This is a genomic window from Streptomyces sp. NPDC002867 (assembly GCF_053591895.1).
Genome location: NZ_JBSFUR010000004.1, coordinates 63038 through 85859, shown reverse-complemented (window position 1 = coordinate 85859; position 22822 = coordinate 63038). Strand labels below are relative to the sequence as shown.

The 22822-nt window shown below is 72.6% G+C and carries 25 protein-coding genes; 20 read left to right on the top strand and 5 right to left on the bottom strand.

The window, feature by feature from the left end:
• Window positions 1-28 precede the first annotated feature (28 nt).
• Entirely contained in the window at window positions 29-979 is a 951-nt protein-coding gene (locus ACWD0A_RS04945) for a DUF389 domain-containing protein (protein WP_451294712.1), read from the bottom strand.
• Between the two features lie 11 nt (window positions 980-990).
• Window positions 991-1986 (bottom strand): type I pantothenate kinase, encoded by a 996-nt coding sequence (gene coaA / locus ACWD0A_RS04940; protein ID WP_451294710.1) that lies wholly within the window; start codon window positions 1984-1986, stop codon window positions 991-993.
• A 163-nt stretch (window positions 1987-2149) separates the two neighbouring features.
• Here coaA and ACWD0A_RS04935 point away from each other — a divergent pair, with 163 nt between their 5' ends.
• The 9 genes from ACWD0A_RS04935 to ACWD0A_RS04895 all read left to right on the top strand — a co-directional run bounded on the left by ACWD0A_RS04935 (window position 2150) and on the right by ACWD0A_RS04895 (window position 11613).
• Window positions 2150-3175 (top strand): ATP-binding cassette domain-containing protein, encoded by a 1026-nt coding sequence (locus ACWD0A_RS04935; RefSeq protein WP_451294708.1) that lies wholly within the window; start codon window positions 2150-2152, stop codon window positions 3173-3175.
• Window positions 3172-3981: an ABC transporter permease gene (locus tag ACWD0A_RS04930; protein WP_451294706.1), complete on the top strand. Its 810-nt coding sequence runs from the start codon at window positions 3172-3174 to the stop codon at window positions 3979-3981. Before ACWD0A_RS04935 ends, ACWD0A_RS04930 begins: the two co-directional genes overlap by 4 nt.
• 79 nt (window positions 3982-4060) lie before the next feature.
• The gene (glmS, locus tag ACWD0A_RS04925; RefSeq protein WP_451294704.1) at window positions 4061-5908 is read left to right on the top strand and encodes a glutamine--fructose-6-phosphate transaminase (isomerizing); all 1848 of its coding nucleotides are present in this window, start codon (window positions 4061-4063) and stop codon (window positions 5906-5908) included.
• A gap of 31 nt (window positions 5909-5939) precedes the next feature.
• Window positions 5940-6308, top strand: a complete 369-nt coding sequence (locus ACWD0A_RS04920) for a holo-ACP synthase (RefSeq protein ID WP_451294702.1) — start codon at window positions 5940-5942, stop codon at window positions 6306-6308.
• 516 nt (window positions 6309-6824) lie between these two features.
• Window positions 6825-8264 carry an NAD(P)H-hydrate dehydratase gene (locus ACWD0A_RS04915; protein WP_451294700.1) on the top strand — a complete coding sequence of 480 codons (1440 nt, stop codon included), beginning with the start codon at window positions 6825-6827 and terminating at the stop codon, window positions 8262-8264.
• A gap of 84 nt (window positions 8265-8348) precedes the next feature.
• Window positions 8349-9536 (top strand): alanine racemase, encoded by a 1188-nt coding sequence (alr, locus tag ACWD0A_RS04910; protein WP_451294698.1) that lies wholly within the window; start codon window positions 8349-8351, stop codon window positions 9534-9536.
• Between the two features lie 10 nt (window positions 9537-9546).
• Window positions 9547-10782: an alpha/beta fold hydrolase gene (locus tag ACWD0A_RS04905; RefSeq protein ID WP_451294696.1), complete on the top strand. Its 1236-nt coding sequence runs from the start codon at window positions 9547-9549 to the stop codon at window positions 10780-10782.
• The gene (gene tsaE / locus ACWD0A_RS04900; RefSeq protein WP_451295059.1) at window positions 10754-11266 is read left to right on the top strand and encodes a tRNA (adenosine(37)-N6)-threonylcarbamoyltransferase complex ATPase subunit type 1 TsaE; all 513 of its coding nucleotides are present in this window, start codon (window positions 10754-10756) and stop codon (window positions 11264-11266) included. Before ACWD0A_RS04905 ends, tsaE begins: the two co-directional genes overlap by 29 nt.
• Before the next feature lie 161 nt (window positions 11267-11427).
• Complete coding sequence (locus ACWD0A_RS04895) at window positions 11428-11613, top strand: hypothetical protein (RefSeq protein ID WP_307713957.1); 186 nt, start codon at window positions 11428-11430, stop codon at window positions 11611-11613.
• Between the two features lie 47 nt (window positions 11614-11660).
• Here the strand turns inward: ACWD0A_RS04895 and ACWD0A_RS04890 are convergent, their stop codons facing one another.
• Window positions 11661-12194 carry a hypothetical protein gene (locus ACWD0A_RS04890; protein WP_451295057.1) on the bottom strand — a complete coding sequence of 178 codons (534 nt, stop codon included), beginning with the start codon at window positions 12192-12194 and terminating at the stop codon, window positions 11661-11663.
• Between the two features lie 129 nt (window positions 12195-12323).
• Between ACWD0A_RS04890 and tsaB the strand changes: the two genes are divergently transcribed.
• From tsaB to ACWD0A_RS04855, 7 genes are all read left to right on the top strand, one after another.
• Window positions 12324-12977 carry a tRNA (adenosine(37)-N6)-threonylcarbamoyltransferase complex dimerization subunit type 1 TsaB gene (gene tsaB / locus ACWD0A_RS04885; RefSeq protein WP_451294694.1) on the top strand — a complete coding sequence of 218 codons (654 nt, stop codon included), beginning with the start codon at window positions 12324-12326 and terminating at the stop codon, window positions 12975-12977.
• Window positions 12974-13441 (top strand): ribosomal protein S18-alanine N-acetyltransferase, encoded by a 468-nt coding sequence (gene rimI / locus ACWD0A_RS04880; protein WP_451294692.1) that lies wholly within the window; start codon window positions 12974-12976, stop codon window positions 13439-13441. The genes tsaB and rimI overlap by 4 nt, the downstream gene beginning before the upstream one ends.
• Before the next feature lie 27 nt (window positions 13442-13468).
• A complete protein-coding gene (tsaD, locus tag ACWD0A_RS04875; RefSeq protein WP_307713955.1) occupies window positions 13469-14581 on the top strand; it encodes a tRNA (adenosine(37)-N6)-threonylcarbamoyltransferase complex transferase subunit TsaD in 1113 nt (370 codons plus the stop codon).
• A complete protein-coding gene (locus ACWD0A_RS04870) occupies window positions 14578-14835 on the top strand; it encodes a hypothetical protein (RefSeq protein WP_451294690.1) in 258 nt (85 codons plus the stop codon). The genes tsaD and ACWD0A_RS04870 overlap by 4 nt, the downstream gene beginning before the upstream one ends.
• A 118-nt stretch (window positions 14836-14953) precedes the next feature.
• Window positions 14954-15310, top strand: a complete 357-nt coding sequence (locus tag ACWD0A_RS04865; RefSeq protein ID WP_451294688.1) for a YciI family protein — start codon at window positions 14954-14956, stop codon at window positions 15308-15310.
• 43 nt (window positions 15311-15353) lie between these two features.
• Window positions 15354-16604, top strand: coding sequence for an RNA polymerase sigma factor (locus ACWD0A_RS04860; RefSeq protein ID WP_451294686.1), 1251 nt, complete (start codon window positions 15354-15356; stop codon window positions 16602-16604).
• 51 nt (window positions 16605-16655) lie between these two features.
• Window positions 16656-17294, top strand: coding sequence for a hypothetical protein (locus ACWD0A_RS04855; protein WP_451294684.1), 639 nt, complete (start codon window positions 16656-16658; stop codon window positions 17292-17294).
• A 54-nt stretch (window positions 17295-17348) separates the two neighbouring features.
• Here ACWD0A_RS04855 and ACWD0A_RS04850 read toward each other — a convergent pair whose 3' ends face one another.
• Window positions 17349-18527: a THUMP-like domain-containing protein gene (locus ACWD0A_RS04850; protein ID WP_451294682.1), complete on the bottom strand. Its 1179-nt coding sequence runs from the start codon at window positions 18525-18527 to the stop codon at window positions 17349-17351.
• A 90-nt stretch (window positions 18528-18617) separates the two neighbouring features.
• Here ACWD0A_RS04850 and ACWD0A_RS04845 point away from each other — a divergent pair, with 90 nt between their 5' ends.
• The 4 genes from ACWD0A_RS04845 (at window position 18618) to groL (ending at window position 21985) form a co-directional block, all read left to right on the top strand.
• Complete coding sequence (locus ACWD0A_RS04845) at window positions 18618-19565, top strand: polysaccharide deacetylase family protein (protein WP_451294680.1); 948 nt, start codon at window positions 18618-18620, stop codon at window positions 19563-19565.
• Window positions 19562-19783, top strand: a complete 222-nt coding sequence (locus ACWD0A_RS04840; RefSeq protein ID WP_451294678.1) for a hypothetical protein — start codon at window positions 19562-19564, stop codon at window positions 19781-19783. Before ACWD0A_RS04845 ends, ACWD0A_RS04840 begins: the two co-directional genes overlap by 4 nt.
• A gap of 147 nt (window positions 19784-19930) precedes the next feature.
• A complete protein-coding gene (gene groES / locus ACWD0A_RS04835; RefSeq protein ID WP_177148652.1) occupies window positions 19931-20239 on the top strand; it encodes a co-chaperone GroES in 309 nt (102 codons plus the stop codon).
• Window positions 20240-20356: 117 nt separating this feature from the next.
• Window positions 20357-21985, top strand: coding sequence for a chaperonin GroEL (groL, locus tag ACWD0A_RS04830; RefSeq protein ID WP_451294676.1), 1629 nt, complete (start codon window positions 20357-20359; stop codon window positions 21983-21985).
• Between the two features lie 113 nt (window positions 21986-22098).
• Here groL and ACWD0A_RS04825 read toward each other — a convergent pair whose 3' ends face one another.
• On the bottom strand, window positions 22099-22791 hold the full coding sequence (locus tag ACWD0A_RS04825; protein ID WP_451294674.1) for an ester cyclase: 693 nt from the start codon (window positions 22789-22791) through the stop codon (window positions 22099-22101).
• Window positions 22792-22822 lie beyond the last annotated feature (31 nt).

Genomic DNA, 22822 nt, shown 5'->3' with positions numbered 1-22822 from the left:
GTGCTTCGCGAGGGGGCCCGTACGGGGATCACGTACGGGCCCCCTCGCTCTGCGTGCCCTTGCGGCTCGCGCGCCACAGTGCCTTCTGCACCAACAGCGTCAGCGTGCCGGCCAGGACGATGCCGAGCAGGTTCAGCAGCAGCTGCTCCGTGGAGCCCCATGCCTGCTGGTACTCGGAGTAGCTGAAGGCCACGGCCGCGTTCGCCGCGGCCGGGACGGTCGTCACCGAGATGGCGACGCCGACCAGCGCGCCCGACTTGGCGGAGGTCAGCGAGAGCATCCCCGCCGAGCCGGCGAGGACGGCGACGACGAACGAGAACTCGTCGGGGGCGTAGATGAAGGCCGTGTTGGGCCGCTCGGCGTCCAGCTTCGCGGCGGAGAACAGGTCCAGCGCGTCCATGAGGAAGCTGAATCCCGCGGTCATCAGCATCGCGGCGCCGAAGCCGACGATCAGCGCGAGGAACGACCGCCAGGCGAGCTTCGGCGCACGCCGTACCAGGGCCGTGCAGAAGCCGGCCAGCGGGCCGAACTCGGGGCCGACCGCCATGGCGCCGACGATCAGGATCGCGTTGTCGAGCACCACGCCGCACGCCGCGATCATCATCGCGAGGGCCAGGAACGCGAGGTAGGTGACGCTGAGCGTCGACTCCTCGTGCGTGGCGTCGGACAGCTGCTCCCACAGGACCGCGTCCGCGCCCTCGCCCGGCGCGTCCTTCTCCGCCTTCTCCGCGCGGGCCGACAGCGACAGGCCGATGCCGTCGACGGCGATGGAGCCGCACTCGTCGATGCCGCGCTCCCGCAGCTCGGACAGGAGCGCGTCGCCGGCCTCCCGTGCCACGTCGCACAGGATCAGGTCGCCCCGGGGATCGCGGGCCGCGCCCGGGAGCACCACGAGATGGGCCGTGCCGACCGTCTTCTCCAGCACGGAGACCACCTCGGCGGTCCGGTCGGCCGGGGTGATGAGCCGCAGATGCAACACGCCGCGTTCTCCTAGAGCTTGCGCAGCGACAGGCGCTGCACCTTGTGGTCGGGGCCCTTGCGCAGCACCAGTGTGGCGCGCCCCCGGGTGGGCGCCACGTTCTCCAGCAGATTGGGCCGGTTGATGGTGCGCCACATCGTGCGCGCGTAGTCGAGGGCCTCTTCCTCGGAGACCTGCGTGTACTTGCGGAAGTAAGAGAACGGGTTCTGGAAGGCGGTCTCGCGCAGTTTGCGGAACCGGTTGAGGTACCAGGTCTCGATGTCCTCGGGCCGGGCGTCGACGTACACGCTGAAGTCGAAGTAGTCGGCGAGGCCGACCCGGGTGCGGCCGTCCTTGCCGGGCAGGGCGGGCTGCAGGACGTTGAGCCCCTCGACGATGAGGATGTCCGGGCGGCGTACCGTCAGCCGCTCGTCCGGGACGATGTCGTAGATCAGGTGGGAGTAGACGGGCGCGGTGACCTCGTCCTTGCCCGCCTTGATGTCGGCGACGAAGCGGGTCAGCGCCCGGCGGTCGTACGACTCGGGGAAGCCCTTGCGGGACACCAGCCCCCGGGCCTGGAGCTCCTTCATCGGCAGCAGGAACCCGTCGGTCGTGACGAGCTCGACGCGGGGGTGCTCGGGCCAGCGGGCCAGGAGGGCCTGGAGCAGACGGGCCACCGTGGACTTGCCGACGGCGACGGACCCGGCGACGCCTATGACGAAAGGGGTCCCGCGCTGGGCGCCCTGCCCGTTGCCGGCGTCGCCGAGGAACGTGTTGAGAGCGCCGCGCAGACCGGCCGTGGCCTGCACGTAGAGGTTCAGCAGCCGGGACAGCGGCAGGTAGACGTCCCGGACCTCGTCCAGGTCGATGACGTCCCCCAGGCCGCGCAGCCGCTCGACCTCCTCGGCGCTCAGCGGCAGCGGCGTTTTCTCGCGCAGGGCGCTCCACTCCGCTCGGGTGAGGTCGACGTACGGGGTCGACGCAGGCTCTGCCCGGCGGTGGGAGCTTCGTGGCGGCGAAGAGATCACACGGTCATTGTCGGGGCTGCGGGGCCGCTGTGGGGGGTGGAGTGGGTCACGCGGCGGGGCCGCACCCGTCCGGAATGTCAGTGGCGTGCGTCACAGTTGTCTCTGAGGTGGGCGCCGACCCGCGACGTCCGCGAAGCCCGCGAAGTCACCAGGGGGACATCCCATGACCTACGCGATCCAGGCGGAGGGCCTGGTCAAGCGGTTCAAGGAGACCGAGGCACTGGCGGGGGTGGATCTGGCGGCCCGCACCGGCTCGGTGCTCGGCCTGCTCGGCCCGAACGGGGCGGGAAAGACGACGGCGGTGCGGATCTTCGCCACCCTGCTGTCCCCCGACGGCGGCCGGGCGACGGTGGCCGGCCACGACGTCGTCCGGGAGGCGGGCCTCGTGCGCTCCCTGATCGGTCTGACCGGGCAGTACGCGGCCGTGGACGAGAATCTGACCGGCACGGAGAATCTGCTGCTCATAGGGCGTCTGCTGGGTCTGTCGAGACGTGAGGCGAAGGCCCGCGCGGCCGAGCTGCTGGACCGGTTCCAGCTCACCGACGCGGCGGGCCGGGCCGCGAAGACGTTCTCGGGCGGCATGCGGCGGCGCCTGGACCTCGCGGCGAGCCTGGTCGGCCGGCCCAGCATCCTCTTCCTCGACGAGCCGACGACCGGCCTGGACCCGCACAGCCGCGGCGAGCTGTGGGACATGCTGCGCGCCCTGGTGGCCGACGGTGCGACTGCCCTGCTGACCACGCAGTACCTGAACGAGGCGGATGTGCTCGCCGACGACATCGTGGTGATCGACAAGGGCCGGGTGATCGCCGAGGGCACCCCGGACCAGCTGAAGTCCGAGGTGGGCGGCCAGGTGCTGGAGCTTCGCCCGGTCCGGTCCGTGGACCTTCCGGCTACGCACCGGCTGGTGTCCGACGCTGCGGGGGACGGGGCCCGGATCGAGGGCGGGTCGATCACCGCCCCGGTGAAGGATCCCGAGCTGATGCCCACGGTCGTGCGCAGCCTCGACCGCGAGGGGATCGCGGTGGGGGAGCTGACCCTTCGGCGGTCCTCGCTGGACGAGGTCTTCCTCGCGCTCACCGGACACCGGGCCGCGCCCGCGTCCGGGAACGGCTCCGGGCCGGGCGGGCACGGGGGCGCGGAAGGGGACGGCGGCGGTGACGAGAGGGAGAAGGCGGTGAGTCCGGCATGACGGCCACGACGATCACCGCGCCCCTGACCGCGTCGGGCCGGGTGAAACCGCTGGCCTGGGGCCGGCAGACGCTCACGATGGCATGGCGCAGCCTGGTGGCCGTCAAGCACAACCCCCTGGAGCTCGTGGACTACAGCGTCACGCCGATCATGTTCGTGTTCCTGTTCACGTACGTCCTCGGCGGACAGATGGCCGGCTCCCCCGAGGCGTATCTGAAGTACGCGCTGCCCGGAATCATCGTGCAGAACACCCTGTTCATGACGATGTACACGGCCATGGCGCTCAACACCGACCTGACCAAAGGGGTCTTCGACCGGCTGCGCAGCCTTCCCATAGCCCGCTCCGCGCCGTTGATCGGGCGGATCACCGCGGACCTCGCCAAGCACGTGTGGGCGATGCTGCTGATGATCGGGCTCGGCCTGCTGCTCGGGTTCCGGGTCACCGGCGGCGTCGGCGGATTCCTGGCCGGGGCGCTGCTGCTGGTCGTCTTCGCGGCGGCGGTGTCGTGGAGCGCGGTGCTGATCGGCATGCTGGCCGGCGACGTGGAGAAGGTGCAGGCGTTCGCCTTCACGCTGATCTTCCCGATCACGTTCACCAGCAGTGCGTTCGTCGTGGTCGACACCATGCCGGGCTGGCTCCAGGCGTGGAGCGACGTCAACCCGGTCACCCATCTGTCGGACGCGTTCCGCGGGCTGCTGCTGGGCGGTCCGGTGGCGGAGCCGGTGCTGTGGTCGCTGCTGTGGGCCGCGGGCATCGCGGCCGTGTTCTGCCCGCTGGCGATGCGGGCCTACCGGGCGAAGGTCTGAGCGCGCGGGCCCGGCCGGCGGGGCTCGGCCGTCGGACCGGCCCAATGCCGAGCCGAGCCCCGCGCCGTAGGCTGCGCACATGTGCGGAATCGTGGGTTACGTCGGCGGGCAGTCGGCGCTTGATGTGGTCATCGCCGGACTGAAGCGGCTGGAGTACCGCGGCTACGACTCGGCCGGGGTCGCCGTGCTCGCGGACGGCGGGCTCGCCGCGGCGAAGAAGGCGGGCAAGCTCGTCAACCTGGAGAAGGATCTGGTGGAGCGGCCGCTGCCGAGCGGTTCCACCGGGATCGGACACACACGGTGGGCCACGCACGGCGGCCCGACGGATGCCAACGCACATCCCCATCTGGACAATGCGGGGCGCGTCGCCGTCGTGCACAACGGGATCATCGAGAACTTCGCCGTGCTGCGGGCCGAGTTGGCCGAGCGCGGGCACGACCTGGCGTCGGAGACCGACACCGAGGTCGTCGCGCATCTGCTCGCGGAGTCGTTCTCGTCGTGCGGCGACCTCGCGGAGGCCATGCGGCTGGTGTGCCGTCAGCTGGAGGGCGCCTTCACGCTGGTCGCCGTGCACGCCGACGAACCGGACGTGGTGGTCGGCGCCCGGCGCAACTCCCCGCTGGTGGTGGGCGTCGGGGAGGGCGAGTCCTTCCTCGCCTCGGACGTGGCCGCGTTCATCGCCCACACCCGGTCCGCCATCGAGCTGGGACAGGACCAGGTGGTGGAGCTCCGCCGTGACGGCGTGACGGTCACCGGCTTCGACGGGGCGCCCGCGGACGTGCGGTCCTACCACGTGGACTGGGACGCCTCCGCGGCCGAGAAGGGGGGGTACGACTACTTCATGCTCAAGGAGATCGCCGAGCAGCCCAAGGCGGTCGCCGACACCCTGCTGGGCCGCATCGACGCCTCGGGGGCGCTGAGTCTCGACGAGGTGCGCATCCCGGTGTCCGTGCTGCGCGAGGCGACCAAGGTCGTCATCGTGGCCTGCGGGACCGCCTTCCACGCGGGCATGATCGCGAAGTACGCCATCGAGCACTGGACCCGTATCCCCTGCGAGGTGGAGCTGGCCAGCGAGTTCCGTTACCGGGACCCCATCCTGGACCAGCGGACGCTGGTCGTCGCGATCTCGCAGTCCGGCGAGACCATGGACACCCTGATGGCGCTGCGGCACGCGCGGGAGCAGGGCGCCAAGGTGCTGGCCATCTGCAACACCAACGGGTCGACCATCCCGCGCGAGTCGGACGCCGTGCTGTACACGCACGCGGGCCCCGAGGTGGCGGTCGCCTCCACGAAGGCGTTCCTGACGCAGTTGGTGGCCTGCTACCTGGTCGCCCTCTACCTGGGACAGGTGCGGGGCACCAAGTGGGGCGACGAGATCCGGGCCGTGGTCCGCGACCTGGCACAGATCTCCGGTGAGGTCGAGCGGGTCCTGGAGACGATGGAGCCGGTGCGCGAGCTGGCGCGCTCGCTGGCGGACAAGAACACCGTGCTGTTCCTGGGGCGGCACGTGGGCTACCCGGTGGCGCTGGAGGGTGCGCTCAAGCTCAAGGAGCTGGCGTACATGCACGCGGAGGGGTTCGCGGCGGGCGAGCTCAAGCACGGGCCGATCGCGCTGATCGAGGAGGACCTGCCGGTGGTGGTCGTGGTGCCGTCGCCGCGGGGGCGTTCGGTGCTGCACGACAAGATCGTCTCCAACATCCAGGAGATCCGGGCACGGGGTGCGCGGACGATCGTGATCGCGGAGGAGGGCGACGAGTCGGTCGTGCCGTACGCGGACCACCTGGTGTGGATCCCTGCGACACCGACCCTGCTCCAGCCGATGGTGGCCGCGGTGCCGCTCCAGGTCTTCGCGTGCGAGCTGGCGACGGCCCGCGGCAACGAGGTCGACCAGCCGAGGAACCTCGCCAAGTCGGTGACGGTGGAGTGAGGGGCGGGCACGGGGCGGGAGGCGCCACCGCATGATCATCGGGGTGGGGATCGACGTCGCCGAGATCGACCGCTTCGCCGCGTCGCTGAGGCGCACGCCGCACATGGCGGAACGGCTCTTCGTGGAGCACGAGTTGCTGCTGCCGAGCGGGGATCGGCGGGGGTACGCGTCTCTCGCGGCGAGGTTCGCCGCGAAGGAGGCGCTGGCCAAGGCGCTCGGCGCGCCGGCCGGACTGCTGTGGACGGACGCCGAGGTGTACGTGGAGGACTCGGGCCGCCCCCGCCTGCGCGTGCGCGGCACGGTCGCGGCCCGCGCGGCCGAACTGGGCGTCCGTTCCTGGCACGTCTCGCTCAGCCACGACGCGGGGGTGGCGTCGGCGGTGGTGATCGCGGAGGGCTGAGGCGCGCTGTCGGGCCGGCCCGCCGGGGGCGTCCCGCCCTGACGCGGTGGGCCCGCGCGGGGCGAGTCGGCGCTGAGGCGGCCCACCGGCTGCGTTCCGCTCCCCACGCCGGGGTGCGCGCGTCCGGCGGGTTGGCGACTGAGGCGCAGCGCCGGTACCCGCCGTGCCCGGTCCTCCTGGACGCTCACGTAGCGCACGCTCGCCCCTGGTGGGGCGTGCCGCACTCCCGCCCCCCGCCCCCATCCCCGCCATGAGGCGGCGGTCGCGATCCCGGCGTGCGGGTTCGGGCGTGGCTGCCGCAAGCGTGGCCGGTCGCGTCCGCGGTGACGGTGCCCGCGACGGAGGGGCGGGCTCATTCCGCCCGGAAACGGCGGGGTGCCCAAGGGCGCGCCGGGCGTCCCCGCAGGAGGGCGCAGCGTGCCGCGCTCCTGGGCCCCGTAACTCCGGCCCGTGCCGCGAGACTTGTGACGCGGCGTCCTCGCGCGGCAGGCGCGGGCTTGGGGCAGACTCGGGGGCATGCGTACTGCCTACAGCGTCGAGACCGTCCGGCACGCCGAGGCGCAGCTCATGGCCCGACTGCCCGAAGGGGCGCTCATGCAGCGGGCCGCCGCCGGATTGGCCGCCGCCTGTGCCGGGGTGCTGGGGAGGGTGTACGGCGCGCGCGTCGTGCTGCTGGCCGGCAGCGGGGACAACGGCGGCGACGCCCTGTTCGCCGGGGCGCGCCTCGCCCGCCGCGGCGCCGGGGTCGTCGCCGTGCTGCTCGCCCCCGACCGGACCCACCCCGCGGGCCTGGCGGCCCTGCTCGCCGCGGGCGGCCGGGTGGCGGACGACCCGTTCGAGGCGCTCGCCTCCGCCGACCTCGTGCTGGACGGCATCACCGGGATCGGCGGACGCGGCGGCCTGCGGCCGGACGCCGTGCCGGTCGCCCGCGCCGCCCGCGGATCGGACGCCGTCGTCGTCGCCGTCGACCTGCCGAGCGGCGTCGAGGCCGACACGGGAGAGGTGCGCGGGGAGGCGCTGCGCGCGGACACCACGGTGACGTTCGGGACGTACAAGCCGGGCCTGCTCGTCGACCCGGCCAAGGAGTACACCGGCACGGTCCGGCTGGTCGGCATCGGCATCGAGGAGCACCTGCCGGCCGTGCCGGACCTGGAGGCGCTGCAACACGCCGACGTGGCACGGCTGTTGCCCCTCCCGGCCGCGGAGAGCGACAAGTACCGCCGCGGTGTCGTCGGCATCGTCGCCGGGTCCGCGCGCTACCCGGGCGCGGCCGTGCTGGCCGTGGCGGGCGCCCTGCGCGGCGGGGCCGGAGCCGTGCGGTACGTCGGACCGGCGGCCGACGCGGTGATCGCCCGCTTCCCGGAGAGCCTGGTGCACGCGGGACCGCCGGGGAAGGCGGGACGGGTCCAGTCCTGGGTCGTCGGGCCGGGCATCGGGGAGAACGGGGACGCGGTGCGGGATGTGCTCGCCGCCGACGTTCCCGTACTCGTCGACGCCGACGGGCTGCGGTTCCTGGATCCGGCCGCCGTGCGCGAGCGGGCCGCGCCCACCCTCATGACGCCGCACGCGGGCGAGGCCGCCGCGCTGCTCGGCGTGTCGCGCGAGGAGGTGGAGGCGGCGCGGCTCGCGTCCGTGCGGGAACTGGCCGCGCGGTTCGGGGCGACCGTGCTGCTCAAGGGCTCGACCACGCTGGTCGCCGACGCGGACGGCGGCCGCTCCCCGGTGCGCGTCAACCCCATGGGCACCCCGTGGCTGGCGACCGCGGGCAGCGGGGACGTGCTCTCCGGGCTCGCCGGTTCGCTGCTGGCCGCCGGACTCGACGCGCGCGACGCGGGCTCCGCCGCCGCCTATCTGCACGGCCTCGCGGCCCGGCTCCGCGCAGCGCGGGGCGTGCCGATCACCGCGGACGAGGTGGCGGCGACTCTCCCGGCCGCCTGGCGCGATGTGAGGGAATGACGGGCCCCGGCGCCGCCCGGCGAGTGACACAGTCGACTGCCGCCCATACGGATCGAGCCGGGCGGCTCTGAGAGACTGGGCGCGATGAGCCAGACACCGCCGCCCCCCGCACCGCCGCGAGCTCGCGCCGAGATCGACCTCGCGGCCCTGCGCGCCAACGTCCGCGCGCTGCGCGCCCGTGCGCCGCGCTCCGCGCTGATGGCCGTGGTCAAGTCGGACGCGTACGGGCACGGCATGGTGCCCTGCGCCCGTGCCGCGCTCGCCGCGGGCGCGACCTGGCTGGGCACGGCCACCCCGCACGAGGCGCTCGCCCTGCGCGCGGCCGGGATCGGCGGGCGGATCATGTGCTGGCTGTGGACGCCGGGCGACCCGTGGCGCGAGGGCATCGAGGCGGACCTCGACATGTCCGTGAGCGGCCTGTGGGCGCTGAAGGAGGTCACCACGGCGGCCAGGGAGGCCGGCGCACCGGCCCGCGTCCAGCTCAAGGCGGACACCGGACTCGGCCGCAACGGCTGCCAGCCCGCCGACTGGCCCGCGCTCGTGGCGGCCGCGCGCGCCGCCGAGGACGAGGGCCTGGTCGAGATCACGGGTCTGTGGTCGCACTTCGCCTGTGCCGACGAGCCAGGGCACCCCTCGATCGCCGCCCAGCTGGACGTGTTCCGCGACATGGTGGACCACGCCGAGAAGGCCGGCGTCGAGCCCGAGGTGCGGCACATGGCCAACTCCCCGGCCACGCTGAGCGTTCCGGAGTCCCACTTCGATCTCGTACGGACCGGCATCGCGATGTACGGCGTCTCGCCCAGCCCCGAGCTGGGCACGCCCGCGGACTTCGGCCTGCGCCCGGTGATGACGCTCGCCGCGTCCGTGGCGCTCGTCAAGCAGGTGCCGGCGGGCCACGGCGTCAGCTACGGCCACCACTACGTCACCGGCTCCGAGACGACGCTCGGTCTCGTGCCCCTCGGCTACGCGGACGGCATTCCGCGCCATGCGTCGGGCCGCGGTCCGGTGCTGATCGGCGGGGAGTGGCGGCGGGTCGCCGGCCGGGTCGCGATGGACCAGTTCGTCGTCGATCTCGGCGGGCAGACGGTCGAGGAGGGAACCGAGGCGCTGCTGTTCGGCCCGGGCGACCGGGGCGAGCCGACCGCCGAGGACTGGGCGCGGGCGGCGGACACGATCGCGTACGAGATCGTCACCCGCATCGGCGCCCGGGTGCCGCGCGTCTATGTGAACGAGGTTCCCGAAGAGTGCGACGAGCGGACCGCCGACGAGTAGGAGAGGCACGGTGAGCGAGACCAGCACGGGGGAGGTGGCCGAGGCCGCCGCAGCGGTGGCCACGGGCAACTGGCGCAGGGCGGGCATCGCCGGTGCCGCCATAGGCGTGGTCGCGGCCGGTGCCGCCGCGGGCGTCGCGCTCGAGCGCCTCACCGTCGGGCGCGGCATGCGCAGGAAGGCGCGTCTCGCCCTCGACGCGGCCGGCCCCTACGGCTCGCTGCGCGGCATGCCCGGCACGGCGGTCGCGGACGACGGCACCGAGCTCTACTACGAGGTGGAGGAGGTCGACCCGGACGTGGCAGCGCCGCGCCGCCGCCGGATGTTCGGGCGCAAGGCGCCCGCCCCCGTCACCGTCGTCTTCAGCCACGGCTACTGCCTCAACCAGGACTCGTGGCACTTCCAGCGGGCGGCGCTGCGGGGTCTGGTGCGCGCGGTGTACTGGGACCAGCGCAGCCACGGCCGTTCGGCGCGCGGCGCCGCGCAGGCGGGCCCGGACGGCGTGCCGGTCTCCATCGACCAGCTCGGCCGTGACCTGAAGGCGGTCGTCGACGCGGCGGCTCCCGAGGGCCCGCTGGTGCTCGTCGGCCACTCGATGGGCGGCATGACGATGATGGCGCTGGGCGCCCATTACCCCGAGTTCGTCCGGGAGCGGGTGGCGGCGATCGCCCTGATCGGCACGTCGTCGGGCAAGCTCGGCGAGGTCAGTTACGGCCTCCCGGTGGCGGGCGTCAACGTGGTGCGCCGGGTGCTGCCCGGGGTGCTGCGGGCACTCGGCTCGCAGGCGGAGCTGGTCGAGCGGGGCAGGCGGGCGACGGCCGACCTGTTCGCGGGCCTGATCAAGCGGTACTCCTTCTCGTCGAGGGACGTGGACCCGGCGGTCGCGCGGTTCGCGGAACGGATGATCGAGTCGACACCGATCGACGTGGTCGCCGAGTTCTACCCGGCCTTCGCCGAGCACGACAAGGCCGAGGCGCTCGTCGTGTTCGACGGGCTGCCGGTCCTCGTCCTCGCGGGTGACAAGGACCTGGTCACGCCCGGGACGCACAGTGAGGCGATCGCCGATGTGATGCCGGAGGCCGAGCTGGTGATCGTGCCGGACTCGGGACACCTGGTGATGCTGGAGCATCCCGAGGCCGTCACCGACCGGCTGGCGGACCTGCTGGCCCGGGCGGGCGCGGTCGCGGCAGCGGCTAACGTTGGCACGTATGGAAGCACCGCTGGAAGCACCGCACAGCCCGGCGGCTGAGACGGCCGTCGCCGGCTCCGCCCGCCTCTCGATCGAGTCCCCCGAGCAGATGCAGGATCTGGGCCGCAGGCTCGCGAAACTGCTCCGCCCCGGCGACCTGGTGATGCTCACGGGCGAGCTCGGCGCGGGCAAGACGACGCTGACACGCGGCCTGGGCGAGGGGCTCGGGGTCCGCGGAGCCGTCACGTCCCCGACGTTCGTGATCGCGCGCGTCCACCCGTCCCTGACGGGCGGACCGGCGCTCGTCCACGTCGACGCGTACCGCCTGGGCGGCGGCCTCGACGAGATGGAGGACCTCGACCTCGACGTCTCGCTGCCGGAATCGGTGGTGGTCGTGGAGTGGGGCGAGGGCAAGGTCGAGGACCTGTCCGAGGACCGTCTGCACGTGGTGATCCACCGGGTCGTGGGCGACACGGAGGACGACCGCCGCGAGGTGGTGCTGCGGGGGTACGGGGAGCGCTGGGCGGAGCTGGGTCTGGCCTGAACGAGTGGGACGCGGGCGCGGTCCCGACACGAAACGCCGTACGTTCCGACAAGACGTCGGGAAATTGTTGCGCCCGGCGTCCCGCGCGTGATGACATGGTGGAGAGACCTGGTTAGGTCTACCTAACCACGCCCGCCCCCGGAGCCCACCAGGAGGCGTCCATGTCGGCATCGGAGCGCGAACCGCAGAACCGGCAGCACGCGCCCGCGGCGCCCGTGCCGCACCCCCCGGTCCTGTCGATGCGGGACCTGCTGGCGTCCTGCGCGGCGGCCAGCGCGGTGTCGACCCCGCCGCGTGAGAGGCCGCGGGCAGGGGAGACGGACGAGGCGCGGCGCGACGCCGCGTAGCGCACGGGCGGGCCCGGATTCGTACAGCCGGTTCCGTACGGGTGGTCCTACGGGACCACGACCACCTTCGAGTCGATCGTCGCGAACACCCACATCGCGTCCCCGTCGGCCCGCGTCATCCGTACGCCGCCCGTCCTCCTGTTCGGGTCCGGGCTCGCCATCGAGCCGTTCACGGCCGCGCTGAAGCCGATCGACACGTCGCCGACCTTCGCGAACCGCACCACGTGTTCGACCGGGACCCCGTCCGACCCGGGGACGCTGCCCGAGCGCGAGGTGACGGTGTACGTGCCGGGAGCGGGGCTCACCGTCGACGGCATGACCTCGAAGGTGCGCGGCTTGCCCTTCGCGCCGACCAGCCACACCCGCCGCTCGCCCAGCGCGTAGACCACCCGCACGCCCGTACCGGAGTGCGCGGGCACCGCGAGCGGGTCCTTCGCCTTCTCCTGCGGGCTGCCGGAGGCCTTCGCCGACGGCACGGCGCTCGGGGCCTTGGGCGCGTTGAGGCTGTCGGGAACGTTCGCCGACGCCTGATAGGCGAGGAAGCCGACGACGGCCAGCGCGGCCGCCGTGAGCCCGGCCACGAGTCCCGAGCTGCTCCGTGCCACCGTGCCCACCTTTCGAATCTCTTCCCGGTTGTGGTGACGGTAGCAGCAGGCCCCGCGTTCGACGGGGCGGCCGTGCCTCCGCCGCCGGAGCCGTAGGCTGTTTGCGTGCTCTTGCTCGCCATGGATACCGCCACGCCCGCCGTCACCGCCGCTCTCCACGACGGGTCCGCCGTCGTCGCCGAGTCCAGCCGGGTGGACGCCCGAAGGCACGGGGAGCTGCTGCTGCCCGCCGTCGACCGGGTGCTCGCCGAGGCCGGCGTGAAACTCGACGCCGTCACCGGGATCGTGGTCGGCGTCGGACCGGGGCCGTACACGGGACTGCGCGTCGGGCTCGTGACGGCCACGACGTTCGCGTCGGCGCTCGGTGTCCCCGTCCACGGGGTGTGCACGCTGGACGGTCTCGCGTACGCCGCCGGCCTCGACGAGCCGTTCGTGGTGGCGACGGACGCGCGCCGCAAGGAGGTCTACTGGGCGCGGTACGCGGATGCCGGCACCCGTGTGACCGACGCCGCCGTCGACCGGCCCGCCGACATCGCCGAGCAGGTCGCGGGCCTGCCCGCGGTCGGCGCCGGCGCCCTGCTGTACCCGGAGACGTTCCCGGACGCCCGCGGCCCCGAGCACGTCAGCGCCGCCGCCCTCGCCGCGCTCGCGGCCGGGAAGCTGGCGGCCGGCGAGGACTTCCTCGCCCCGCTGCCGCTGTACCTGCGCCGACCCGACGCCCAGGTCCCCAAGAACTACAAGGTGGTCACTCCGAAGTGAGCGCCGCCGCCCTGCGTGAGATGCGCTGGTGGGACATCCGGCCGGTGCTCGAGCTCGAGAACGAGCTGTTCCCCGACGACGCCTGGTCGGCCGGGATGTTCTGGTCCGAGCTCGCGCACTCCCGGGGCCCGCAGGCCACCCGCCGGTACGTCGTCGCCGAGCTCGACGGCAGGATCGTCGGCTACGCGGGGCTCGCGGCGGCGGGCGGCCTCGGCGACGTCCAGACCATCGCGGTCGAACGCGACCAGTGGGGCAGCGGCCTCGGCGCCCGGCTGCTGACCGACCTGCTCCAGCACGCCACCGCCTTCGAGTGCGACGAGGTGCTCCTCGAAGTGCGTGTGGACAACACCCGGGCCCAGAAGCTGTACGAGCGCTTCGGCTTCGAGCCCATCGGATTCCGCCGCGGCTACTACCAGCCCGGCAACATCGACGCCCTCGTCATGCGCCTGACCGTACAAGCCTGACCGTTCAAGGAACTGAGACTCACACCCATGGCTGACGAACCGCTCGTACTCGGCATCGAGACCTCCTGCGACGAGACCGGAGTCGGCATCGTCCGCGGGACGACCCTGCTCGCCGACGCGATCGCCTCCAGCGTGGACACGCACGCCCGCTTCGGCGGCGTCGTCCCGGAGATCGCCTCGCGCGCGCACCTGGAGGCGATGGTGCCGACCATCGAGCGCGCCCTGAAGGAGGCCGGGGTCAGCGCCCGCGACCTCGACGGCATCGCCGTCACGGCCGGGCCCGGGCTCGCCGGCGCGCTGCTGGTGGGGGTCTCGGCGGCGAAGGCGTACGCGTACGCCCTGAACAAGCCGCTGTACGGGGTCAACCACCTCGCCTCGCACATCTGCGTCGACCAGCTGGAGCACGGCCCGCTCCCGGAGCCGACCATGGCGCTCCTCGTCTCCGGCGGCCACTCCTCGCTGCTGCTCGCCCCCGACATCACCGCCGACGTGCGTCCCATGGGCGCGACGATCGACGACGCGGCCGGTGAGGCGTTCGACAAGATCGCGCGTGTCCTCGACCTCGGCTTCCCCGGCGGCCCGGTGATCGACCGGCTGGCCAGGGAGGGGGACCCGGAGGCGATCGCGTTCCCGCGCGGCCTGAGCGGGGCGAAGGACCCGGCGTACGACTTCTCCTTCTCGGGCCTGAAGACGGCCGTCGCCCGCTGGATCGAGGCGAAGCGGGCCGCGGGCGAGGAGGTGCCGGTGCGGGACGTGGCGGCGTCCTTCCAGGAGGCGGTCGTCGACGTGCTGACCCGCAAGGCAGTGCGCGCGTGCAAGGACCAGGGCGTGGACCACCTGATGATCGGCGGCGGCGTCGCGGCCAACTCCCGGCTGCGCGCGCTCGCCGAGGAGCGCTGCGAGCGTGCGGGCATCCGGCTGCGCGTCCCGCGGCCCAAGCTGTGCACGGACAACGGCGCGATGGTCGCCGCTCTGGGCGCGGAGATGGTGGCGCGCAACCGGCCGGCCTCCGACTGGGAGCTGTCCGCGGACTCGTCGCTGCCCGTGACGGACCCGCACGTGCCGGGCACGGACCCCGCCGGCGCGATCCACGACCACGATCATGTGCACGAGGTCAGCAAGGACAACCTGTACTCATGACCGTCGTCGCCCTGATGTGGGAGGCCCGCGCCGTGGACGGCCGGGGCGCCGAGTTGCTGGAGTGGGCCCGCGCCCAGCAGCTCGCGCGCGATCCGCTGCGCCGCGAGACCTTCCGGGCCGCGCCGGACCGGGTGCTGGTCATCACCTGGTGGGAGGCGGCGCACGCCGACGCGGAGCTGCCCGAACTTCCCGAGCCCGCCCGCGATGTGATCACCCGGCCGGTGCACCGCTGGCGCTTCGAGTCGCTCGGCTGAGAACCCGCCGGGAATTCCCGGAAGAATTTTCCGGGAGGACGTCGATCCGGCCGTCTCCCGTTCGACGCACGGGTGAGAGGCGGGGAACGGCCCCGTACTCACGACCCGAGGAGTCACCATGCCCCGCTTCCTGTCGATGATCCGCGTCAACGAGAACGAGATCCCCACGGACGACTTCCCGGAGGACTTCGACGAGCGCATGGGCAAGCTGCTCGAAGAGATCACCAAGGCCGGGGTCATGCTGGACACCGCCGGCCTGCTCCCGTCCTCCGAGGGCACCCGCGTGACCTGGTCCGGCGGGAAGCTGTCGTACACCGACGGCCCCTTCACCGAGACCAAGGAAGTCATCGGCGGCTACGCCCTCATGCAGTGCAAGGACAAGGCCGAGGCCCTCGAATGGGCCAAGCGCTTCCTGGAGATCCACCCGGAGGAGTGGACCGTCACCTGCGAGGTCCGCCAGATCATGGAGGGCTGAGCCGGCCGCGGTTGCGCCCGTTCCGCCGCGGCTGCTCTGATGGGTGGCCGTGACGGCAGGAAGCGCAGCGAACACGGTCGAGGCGGTCTTCAGGATCGAGTCGGCGCGCATCATCGCCGGCGTGGCCCGCATCGTGCGGGACGTCGGCATCGCCGAGGAGATCGCGCAGGACGCTCTGGTCGCCGCGCTGGAGCAGTGGCCGGAGTCGGGCGTCCCGGACAGGCCGGGAGCCTGGCTCATGGCCACCGCCAAGCACCGCGCCATCGACCTCGTACGCCGCAAGGAGACGTACGCCCGCAAGCTGGCCGAGGTGGGGCGCACGCTGGAGGACGCGCCGCCGCCGCCAGAACCGGCCGAGGCGGACGACATCGACGACGACCTCCTGCGGCTGATCTTCACCGCCTGCCATCCGGTGCTGTCGACCGAGGCCAGGGTCGCGCTCACGCTCAGGCTGCTCGGTGGGCTGACGACCGCGGAGATCGCCCGCGCGTTCCTCGTGTCGGAGCCGACGGTCGCGCAGCGCATCGTGCGCGCCAAGCGGGCGCTGGCCACGGCGGACGTGGCCTTCGAGGCGCCGTACGGAGCCGAGCGCGCCGCGCGCCTTGGCTCCGTGCTCGACGTCATCTACCTGATCTTCAACGAGGGATACGCGGCGACCGCCGGGGACGACCTCGTGCGCCCGGCGCTCTGCGAGGACGCGCTGCGCCTGGCCCGGGTCCTCGCCGGCCTGACGCCGGACGAACCGGAAGTCCACGGCCTGGCTGCCCTGCTGGAGTTCCAGGCGTCCCGCATCCCGGCCCGTACGGGCCCCTCGGGCGAGCCCGTCCTCCTCGCCGAGCAGAACCGCGCCAAGTGGAACCGGCTGCTGATCCGGCGCGGCATCGAGGCACTGGGACGCGCGGGCGGCGGCCCGTACGGCCCGTACTGCCTCCAGGCCGCCATCGCCGCCTGCCACGCGCGGGCTCTGCGTTACGGGGACACCGACTGGGCGACGATCGCCGCGCTGTACGGGCAGTTGGTCCGTCTCACGCCGTCCCCGGTCGTCGAACTGAACCGGGCGGTCGCGGTGTCGATGACCGAGGGGCCCGGGGCCGGGCTCGCCCTGGTGGACGCGGTGGCCGGTGAACCGGCTCTGAAGGACTACCACTTGCTCCCGAGCGTCCGCGGCGACCTGCTGGCCCGGCTGGGCCGCGCCGAGGAGGCACGGGCGGAGTTCGAACGGGCGGCGTCCCTCGCCCGCAACGCGCGGGAGAGGGAACTGCTGCTGGACCGGGCCGCCCGCGCCGTGCCGTAGCCGGGGCCCGGGTGCCCCGCGCCCGAGGAAGCGCCCGGTAGCCTCATGGCCATGTCAGGACGCACCCTCCCGCCCCCGCCCCCGCCCTTCGGCGTACGGGCGTGGCCCGACCGCACGTCGCTGCTCGCCGACCGGGCGCGCGCGATGGCGGAGCTCCACCGGATGAGCATCGGCGGGGCCGTGCTGGTCCAACTGTGGTTGCTGGCCGCGGGGTTCGCGGTCGGCTGGGTGCTGGTCGCCGCCGCACTGCGGACGTTCGACGAGCCGCTCGACGCGCTGAGCAAGATGTTCGGCGGGGTGCTCCTCCTGCTGGGCGCCGCCTTCATGGTGCCGACCGGCCTGCTGATCGGCTTCGGCCTCGCCCGCGACGCGAAGGTGCGTGGGCTGCTGCGCGCGTGGAGCGGCCTGGACAGCGACCCGGCAGGCGACGCACGCTTCGCCTCGCCGGGCCTGAGCCTGACCTGGTTCCTGCCGTCGTTCCTGATGTGCGCGGGCGGTCTGTGGACGTGCTTCGCCGTCCCGGCCGGCGCGGAGCCCGGCCAGGACACGGTGCCGGGGGTGGTGCTGCTGATGGGTCTCGGGATGATCCTGTGGCTGACGGGCCTGATCGGCGTCTCGAAGGCGGTGGGCCACTACCGCTGGGCGCTGCGGCTCGTCCCGCGCCGGGCCGCCTCCGGCGCCCGCGTCTGAGCCGGCGCCCTTGCGCGTGCCCAGCCCTGAGCCGGGGACCGCGCCGCCGGATCGCTAGGCCGGGTGGCCCACCAGCATGGCCGGCGCCCCGGCCACGCGCGTGAGGAACACGGTCGCCGAGGCCGGCCCCTGGGGCTTCATCTTGCGGCGCAGTTCCTCCGGTTCGACCGCCGAGCCGCGCTTCTTCACGGTCAGGACGCCGACCTGGCGCTCCCGGAGCAGCGCCTTCAGCTTCTTCACGTTGAAGGGCAGCGCGTCGGTGATCTCGTAGGCCGTGGCGTACGGCGTCGGGTGCAGCCCGTCCGACGTGATGTAGGCGATCGTCTCGTCGATCAGGCCGCCCGAGACGTCCTCGGCGACCTCGGCGACCAGATGCGCGCGGATCGCCGCGCCGTCGGGCTCGTAGAGGTAGCGGCCGACCGCGCGGACGGCGGGGTCCGGCAGGCCGCGCCCGGTCAGGGTGTGCGGGCCCGGGAGCAGGGTCGCGCGAACCGCGGCCGGGTCCGTGCCGAACCAGAGCACCGCCTCCTTGACGTCACCCCCGTCCGAGATCCACTCGGCCTCGGCGTCCTCGGGGACGGCCTCGTGCGGGATGCCCGGCGCGATCTTGAGCGCGGCGTGGGGGCGTGTGCGGGCCGCGGCGATCGCCCAGGACAGGGGCGGCGAGTACGCCTCCGGGTCGAAGATCCTGCCCCGGCCGCCGCGTCGCGCCGGGTCCACGAACACCGCGTCGTACGCGGAGGTGTCGATGTCCGTCACGTCCGCGCAGCGGACCTCGACGAGATCGGCGAGGCCGAGCGCCTCGGCGTTGGCCCGCGCGGCCTCGGCCGTCAGCGGGTCCCGGTCCACGGCCAGGACGGAGATGCCCGCCCGCGCGAGCGCGAGCGCGTCGCCGCCGATGCCGCTGCACAGGTCGGCGACGCTGCGCACGCCGAGCGCGGCGAAGCGCTCGGCCCGGTGGGCGGCGACCGACCGGCGGGTGGACTGCTCGACGCCGTTCGGGGTGAAGAACATCCGTCCGGCGTCCTCCGCGCCGAACTTCGCCGCCGCGCGCTGCCGCAGCCGGGCCTGCCCGAGGGCCGCCGAGACGAGCTCCGCCGGATGCTCGCGGCGCAGCCGGGTGGCCACCGCCAGTTCGTCGGCGGGGTCGTAGGAGGCGAGCGACGCCAGCAGCGCGGCCCCCTCCTCGGTGCGCAGGGCCAGGAAGGCGGCGAGCGGATCGGAGGCGTTCACCCGGCCATTGTGGGCCAGGCGGGGGATGCTCCGCGCGCACAGGCGGTGTCGGCCGGGCGGGCGGGCGCCGCGCTGACAGGATGCGACGCCATGCAGCTAGTACGACAAAAGGGAAAAGTGAGAGCGTACCGGGTCGGGGTGGGTCTCGCCGCGCTCGTCGTCGCCGCCACCGGCTCGGGCTGTGCGGGCGGGGACGGGCAGGCCCCGCGTCCGGCGCCGTCCGCCGCGGGGCGTCAGGCCGAGCGGGGTCCGGCGGCGCAGGAGCAGGCGGCGGGCCCGTCCGGTGCGCTGGCCGCGTCCGCCGGAAAGGTCAGGCGGGCTCAGGCCAAACGGGCCGCGGCAGCGAAGAAGTGGGGCCTGGAGCAGACCCCGCTCGCCGCGCCCCCGCCGCCCGCCGTCAAGCCGAGGATCACCACCCGCAAGGGCTTCGAGGTCGAGGGCGGCGACGAACTGCCGCCGGTCTTCACGACCGTTCCGACCAAGGAGAAGATCGTCTTCCTGACGATCGACGACGGCGCGGAGAAGGACCCCGAGCTGCTGCGGATGATGTCCGAACTGCAGATCCCGTACAGCGCCTTCCTCAGCGACTACGTGATCGACGACGACTACGACTACTTCGAGAAGATGCGGGACCGCGGCGTCGCGCTGCACAACCACACGCTCAACCACCCCTATCTGCCCGGCCTTTCGTACTCAGCCCAGAAGCGGGAGATCTGCAGCCAGCAGGACAGGCTGCAGAAGCGGTACGGCACGCGCCCGCGGCTGTTCCGCCCGCCGTACGGCAGCTACAACAAGGACACGCTGCGCGTCGCGAAGTCCTGCGGGATCGAGGCTGTGCCGCTGTGGGCGTCCGAGGCGTTCCCCGATCGCATGGAGTGGCGCGAATGGGACCGGGACCTGCACCCCGGCGACATCGTCCTCACCCACTTCCGTGGCCGTGGGGAGTGGAAGGGCACGATGCCGGACATGATCCGGCGGGTCATGCGGACCGTGACCGCCAAGGGCTACGCCGTGGCGAAGCTGGAGGACTACGTGTGAGCCGTGCGCACCGGCTCCTCGCCGGGGCAGCGGCGGCCGGTGCGCTGCTCGCCGAGGAGGGCGGCGCACCGGCCGTGGACTCGATCGAGAACGCGGGCCGCACGGCGGGCGCAGAGGGCGCCGCTCGCCGCAGGCGGCACGGCCGTCGGGGGCGCGGCCAGGACCGGATCAGGCCGCCACGCGGCGCTGCATTGGCACTCCGCTTGACCGAGTGCTAATCGCAGTCATAGTCTCGCTCCTGGCACTCCCCACCGGAGAGTGCCAACACAGCGACGGGCAGGTCCGGCACCCGCGACGACGGATCCACCTGGTCGCCACCTCAGATCAGTTAACCCCGTGAGATCTCCGAAGGGGGAGGTCGGATCGTGACGACCACCAGCTCCAAGGTTGCCATCAAGCCGCTCGAGGACCGCATTGTGGTCCAGCCGCTCGACGCCGAGCAGACCACGGCTTCTGGCCTGGTTATCCCGGACACCGCCAAGGAGAAGCCCCAGGAGGGCGTCGTCCTGGCCGTGGGCCCGGGCCGCTTCGAGAACGGCGAGCGCCTTCCGCTCGACGTGAACGTCGGCGACGTGGTGCTGTACAGCAAGTACGGCGGCACCGAAGTGAAGTACAGCGGCGAGGAGTACCTCGTCCTCTCGGCCCGCGACGTGCTCGCGATCGTCGAGAAGTAATTCCTGCTTCACCCGGCAGATTTGCTTTGAGCTGCGCCCCTGGCCACCCCGCTGACGCCGGGCGGCGAGGGGCGCGGTTCTTTTGAACACGATTTCCGAGAGGGCTGAATCGCTCCCATGGCGAAGATCCTGAAGTTCGACGAGGACGCCCGTCGCGCCCTCGAGCGCGGCGTCAACAAGCTTGCCGACACGGTCAAGGTGACGATCGGTCCCCGCGGCCGCAACGTCGTCATCGACAAGAAGTTCGGCGCGCCCACCATCACCAACGACGGTGTCACCATCGCCCGCGAGGTCGAGGTCGAGGACCCGTACGAGAACCTCGGCGCCCAGCTGGTGAAGGAGGTGGCGACCAAGACCAACGACATCGCGGGTGACGGTACGACCACCGCCACCGTGCTGGCCCAGGCTCTGGTCCGCGAGGGCCTGCGCAACGTCGCCGCCGGCGCCTCCCCGGCCGCCCTGAAGAAGGGCATCGACGCCGCGGTCAAGGCCGTGTCCGAGGAGCTCCTCGCGACCGCCCGCCCGATCGAGGACAAGGCCGACATCGCCGCCGTGGCCGCGCTCTCCGCGCAGGACCAGCAGGTAGGCGAGCTCATCGCCGAGGCGATGGACAAGGTGGGCAAGGACGGTGTCATCACCGTCGAGGAGTCCAACACCTTCGGCCTGGAGCTCGACTTCACCGAGGGCATGGCCTTCGACAAGGGCTACCTCTCCCCGTACATGGTGACCGACCAGGAGCGTATGGAGGCCGTCCTCGACGACCCGTACATCCTGATCCACCAGGGCAAGATCTCCTCCATCCAGGACCTGCTCCCGCTGCTGGAGAAGGTCATCCAGGCGGGTGGCTCCAAGCCGCTGCTGATCATCGCCGAGGACGTCGAGGGCGAGGCCCTGTCGACCCTGGTCGTGAACAAGATCCGCGGCACGTTCAACGCGGTGGCCGTCAAGGCCCCCGGCTTCGGCGACCGCCGCAAGGCGATGCTCGGCGACATGGCCACCCTCACCGGTGCCACCGTCATCGCCGAGGAGGTCGGCCTCAAGCTCGACCAGGCCGGTCTGGACGTGCTGGGCACCGCCCGCCGTGTCACCGTCACCAAGGACGACACCACCATCGTCGACGGTGGCGGCAACTCCGAGGACGTGCAGGGCCGCGTCAACCAGATCAAGGCCGAGATCGAGACCACGGACTCCGACTGGGACCGCGAGAAGCTCCAGGAGCGCCTCGCGAAGCTGGCCGGCGGCGTGTGCGTGATCAAGGTCGGCGCCGCCACCGAGGTGGAGCTGAAGGAGAAGAAGCACCGTCTGGAGGACGCCATCTCCGCGACCCGCGCCGCGGTCGAGGAGGGCATCGTCTCCGGTGGTGGCTCCGCGCTCGTCCACGCCGTGAAGGTGCTCGAGGGCAACCTGGGCAAGGAGGGCGACGAGGCCACCGGTGTCGCCGTCGTCCGCCGCGCCGCCGTCGAGCCGCTGCGCTGGATCGCGGAGAACGCCGGCCTCGAGGGCTACGTCATCACCGCCAAGGTCGCGGAGCTCGAGGCGGGCCAGGGCTTCAACGCCGCCACCGGCGAGTACGGCGACCTCGTGAAGGCCGGCGTCATCGACCCGGTCAAGGTCACACGCTCCGCCCTGGAGAACGCCGCCTCCATCGCCTCGCTGCTGCTCACGACCGAGACCCTGGTCGTCGAGAAGCCGGCCGAGGAGGAGGCCGAGGCGGGCCACGGCCACGGTCACGGCCACAGCCACTGACGTACGGGCCTCACGGCCGTACGAGCCCCACGGCGCCGAAGACGCCGAGAAGGCCCCCGTCCCCCGCTGTCCGCGGGGGCGGGGGCCTTCGCCGTTCGCACCGGGGCGGTCGGTCACATCGCGCCGAGCTGCCGCATCAGCCGCGTCATGTCGAAGTGCCACCAGCCTTCCTTGATCTTCCCGTCCTCGAACCGGAAGATCGTCGTGCCGGTCATGGAGCACTGCTCGCCCGTGGCCGGTATCCCCTGGAAATCGCCCTTGTGCCTGCCGTTGAAGGTCCACAGCATCACGACGTCGTCGCCCTCGGTGATCTGCCGGTCGAGCTCGAAGGTGAAGTCGAAGGCGTTGCGCCACATCGTGAGGTCACGCCGGACGACATCGACGCCGACCTCCGCGTCCTCCTCGTTGGCGATGTCGTGGTCGACGTAGTCCTCGGCGAACACCTCCGCGACGGCGTCCATGTTCCCGCCCGCGGCGATCTCGTGGAAGAAGCGCCGGGCCGTCGCCGCGTTCAGCTGCTCCTCACGGACCACGTCGAGGTCGGTGAACGTGGGCATGCCGTCGCACAGGGCGACCATCTCCTGGAAGATCCGGTCGGTCTCCGGGAGCTTGGAGTTCCGCATCGCCTCCTCGTACGACGGGAACTCGACGATCTCGACGTAGTGCGAGCCCTCCGCACGGTCCTTGCCCATCATGAGGTGGGAGGTGGTCCGCTTGCCCCTGGTCTTCTCGACCCACTGGTCCATGAGCGCATTCACGCCGTCGAACCGGTCGGTCTTGTAGTCGATGATCTGTACGAATTTCATCGTGCCTCCCAGGGTCGATGACGTACCTCCA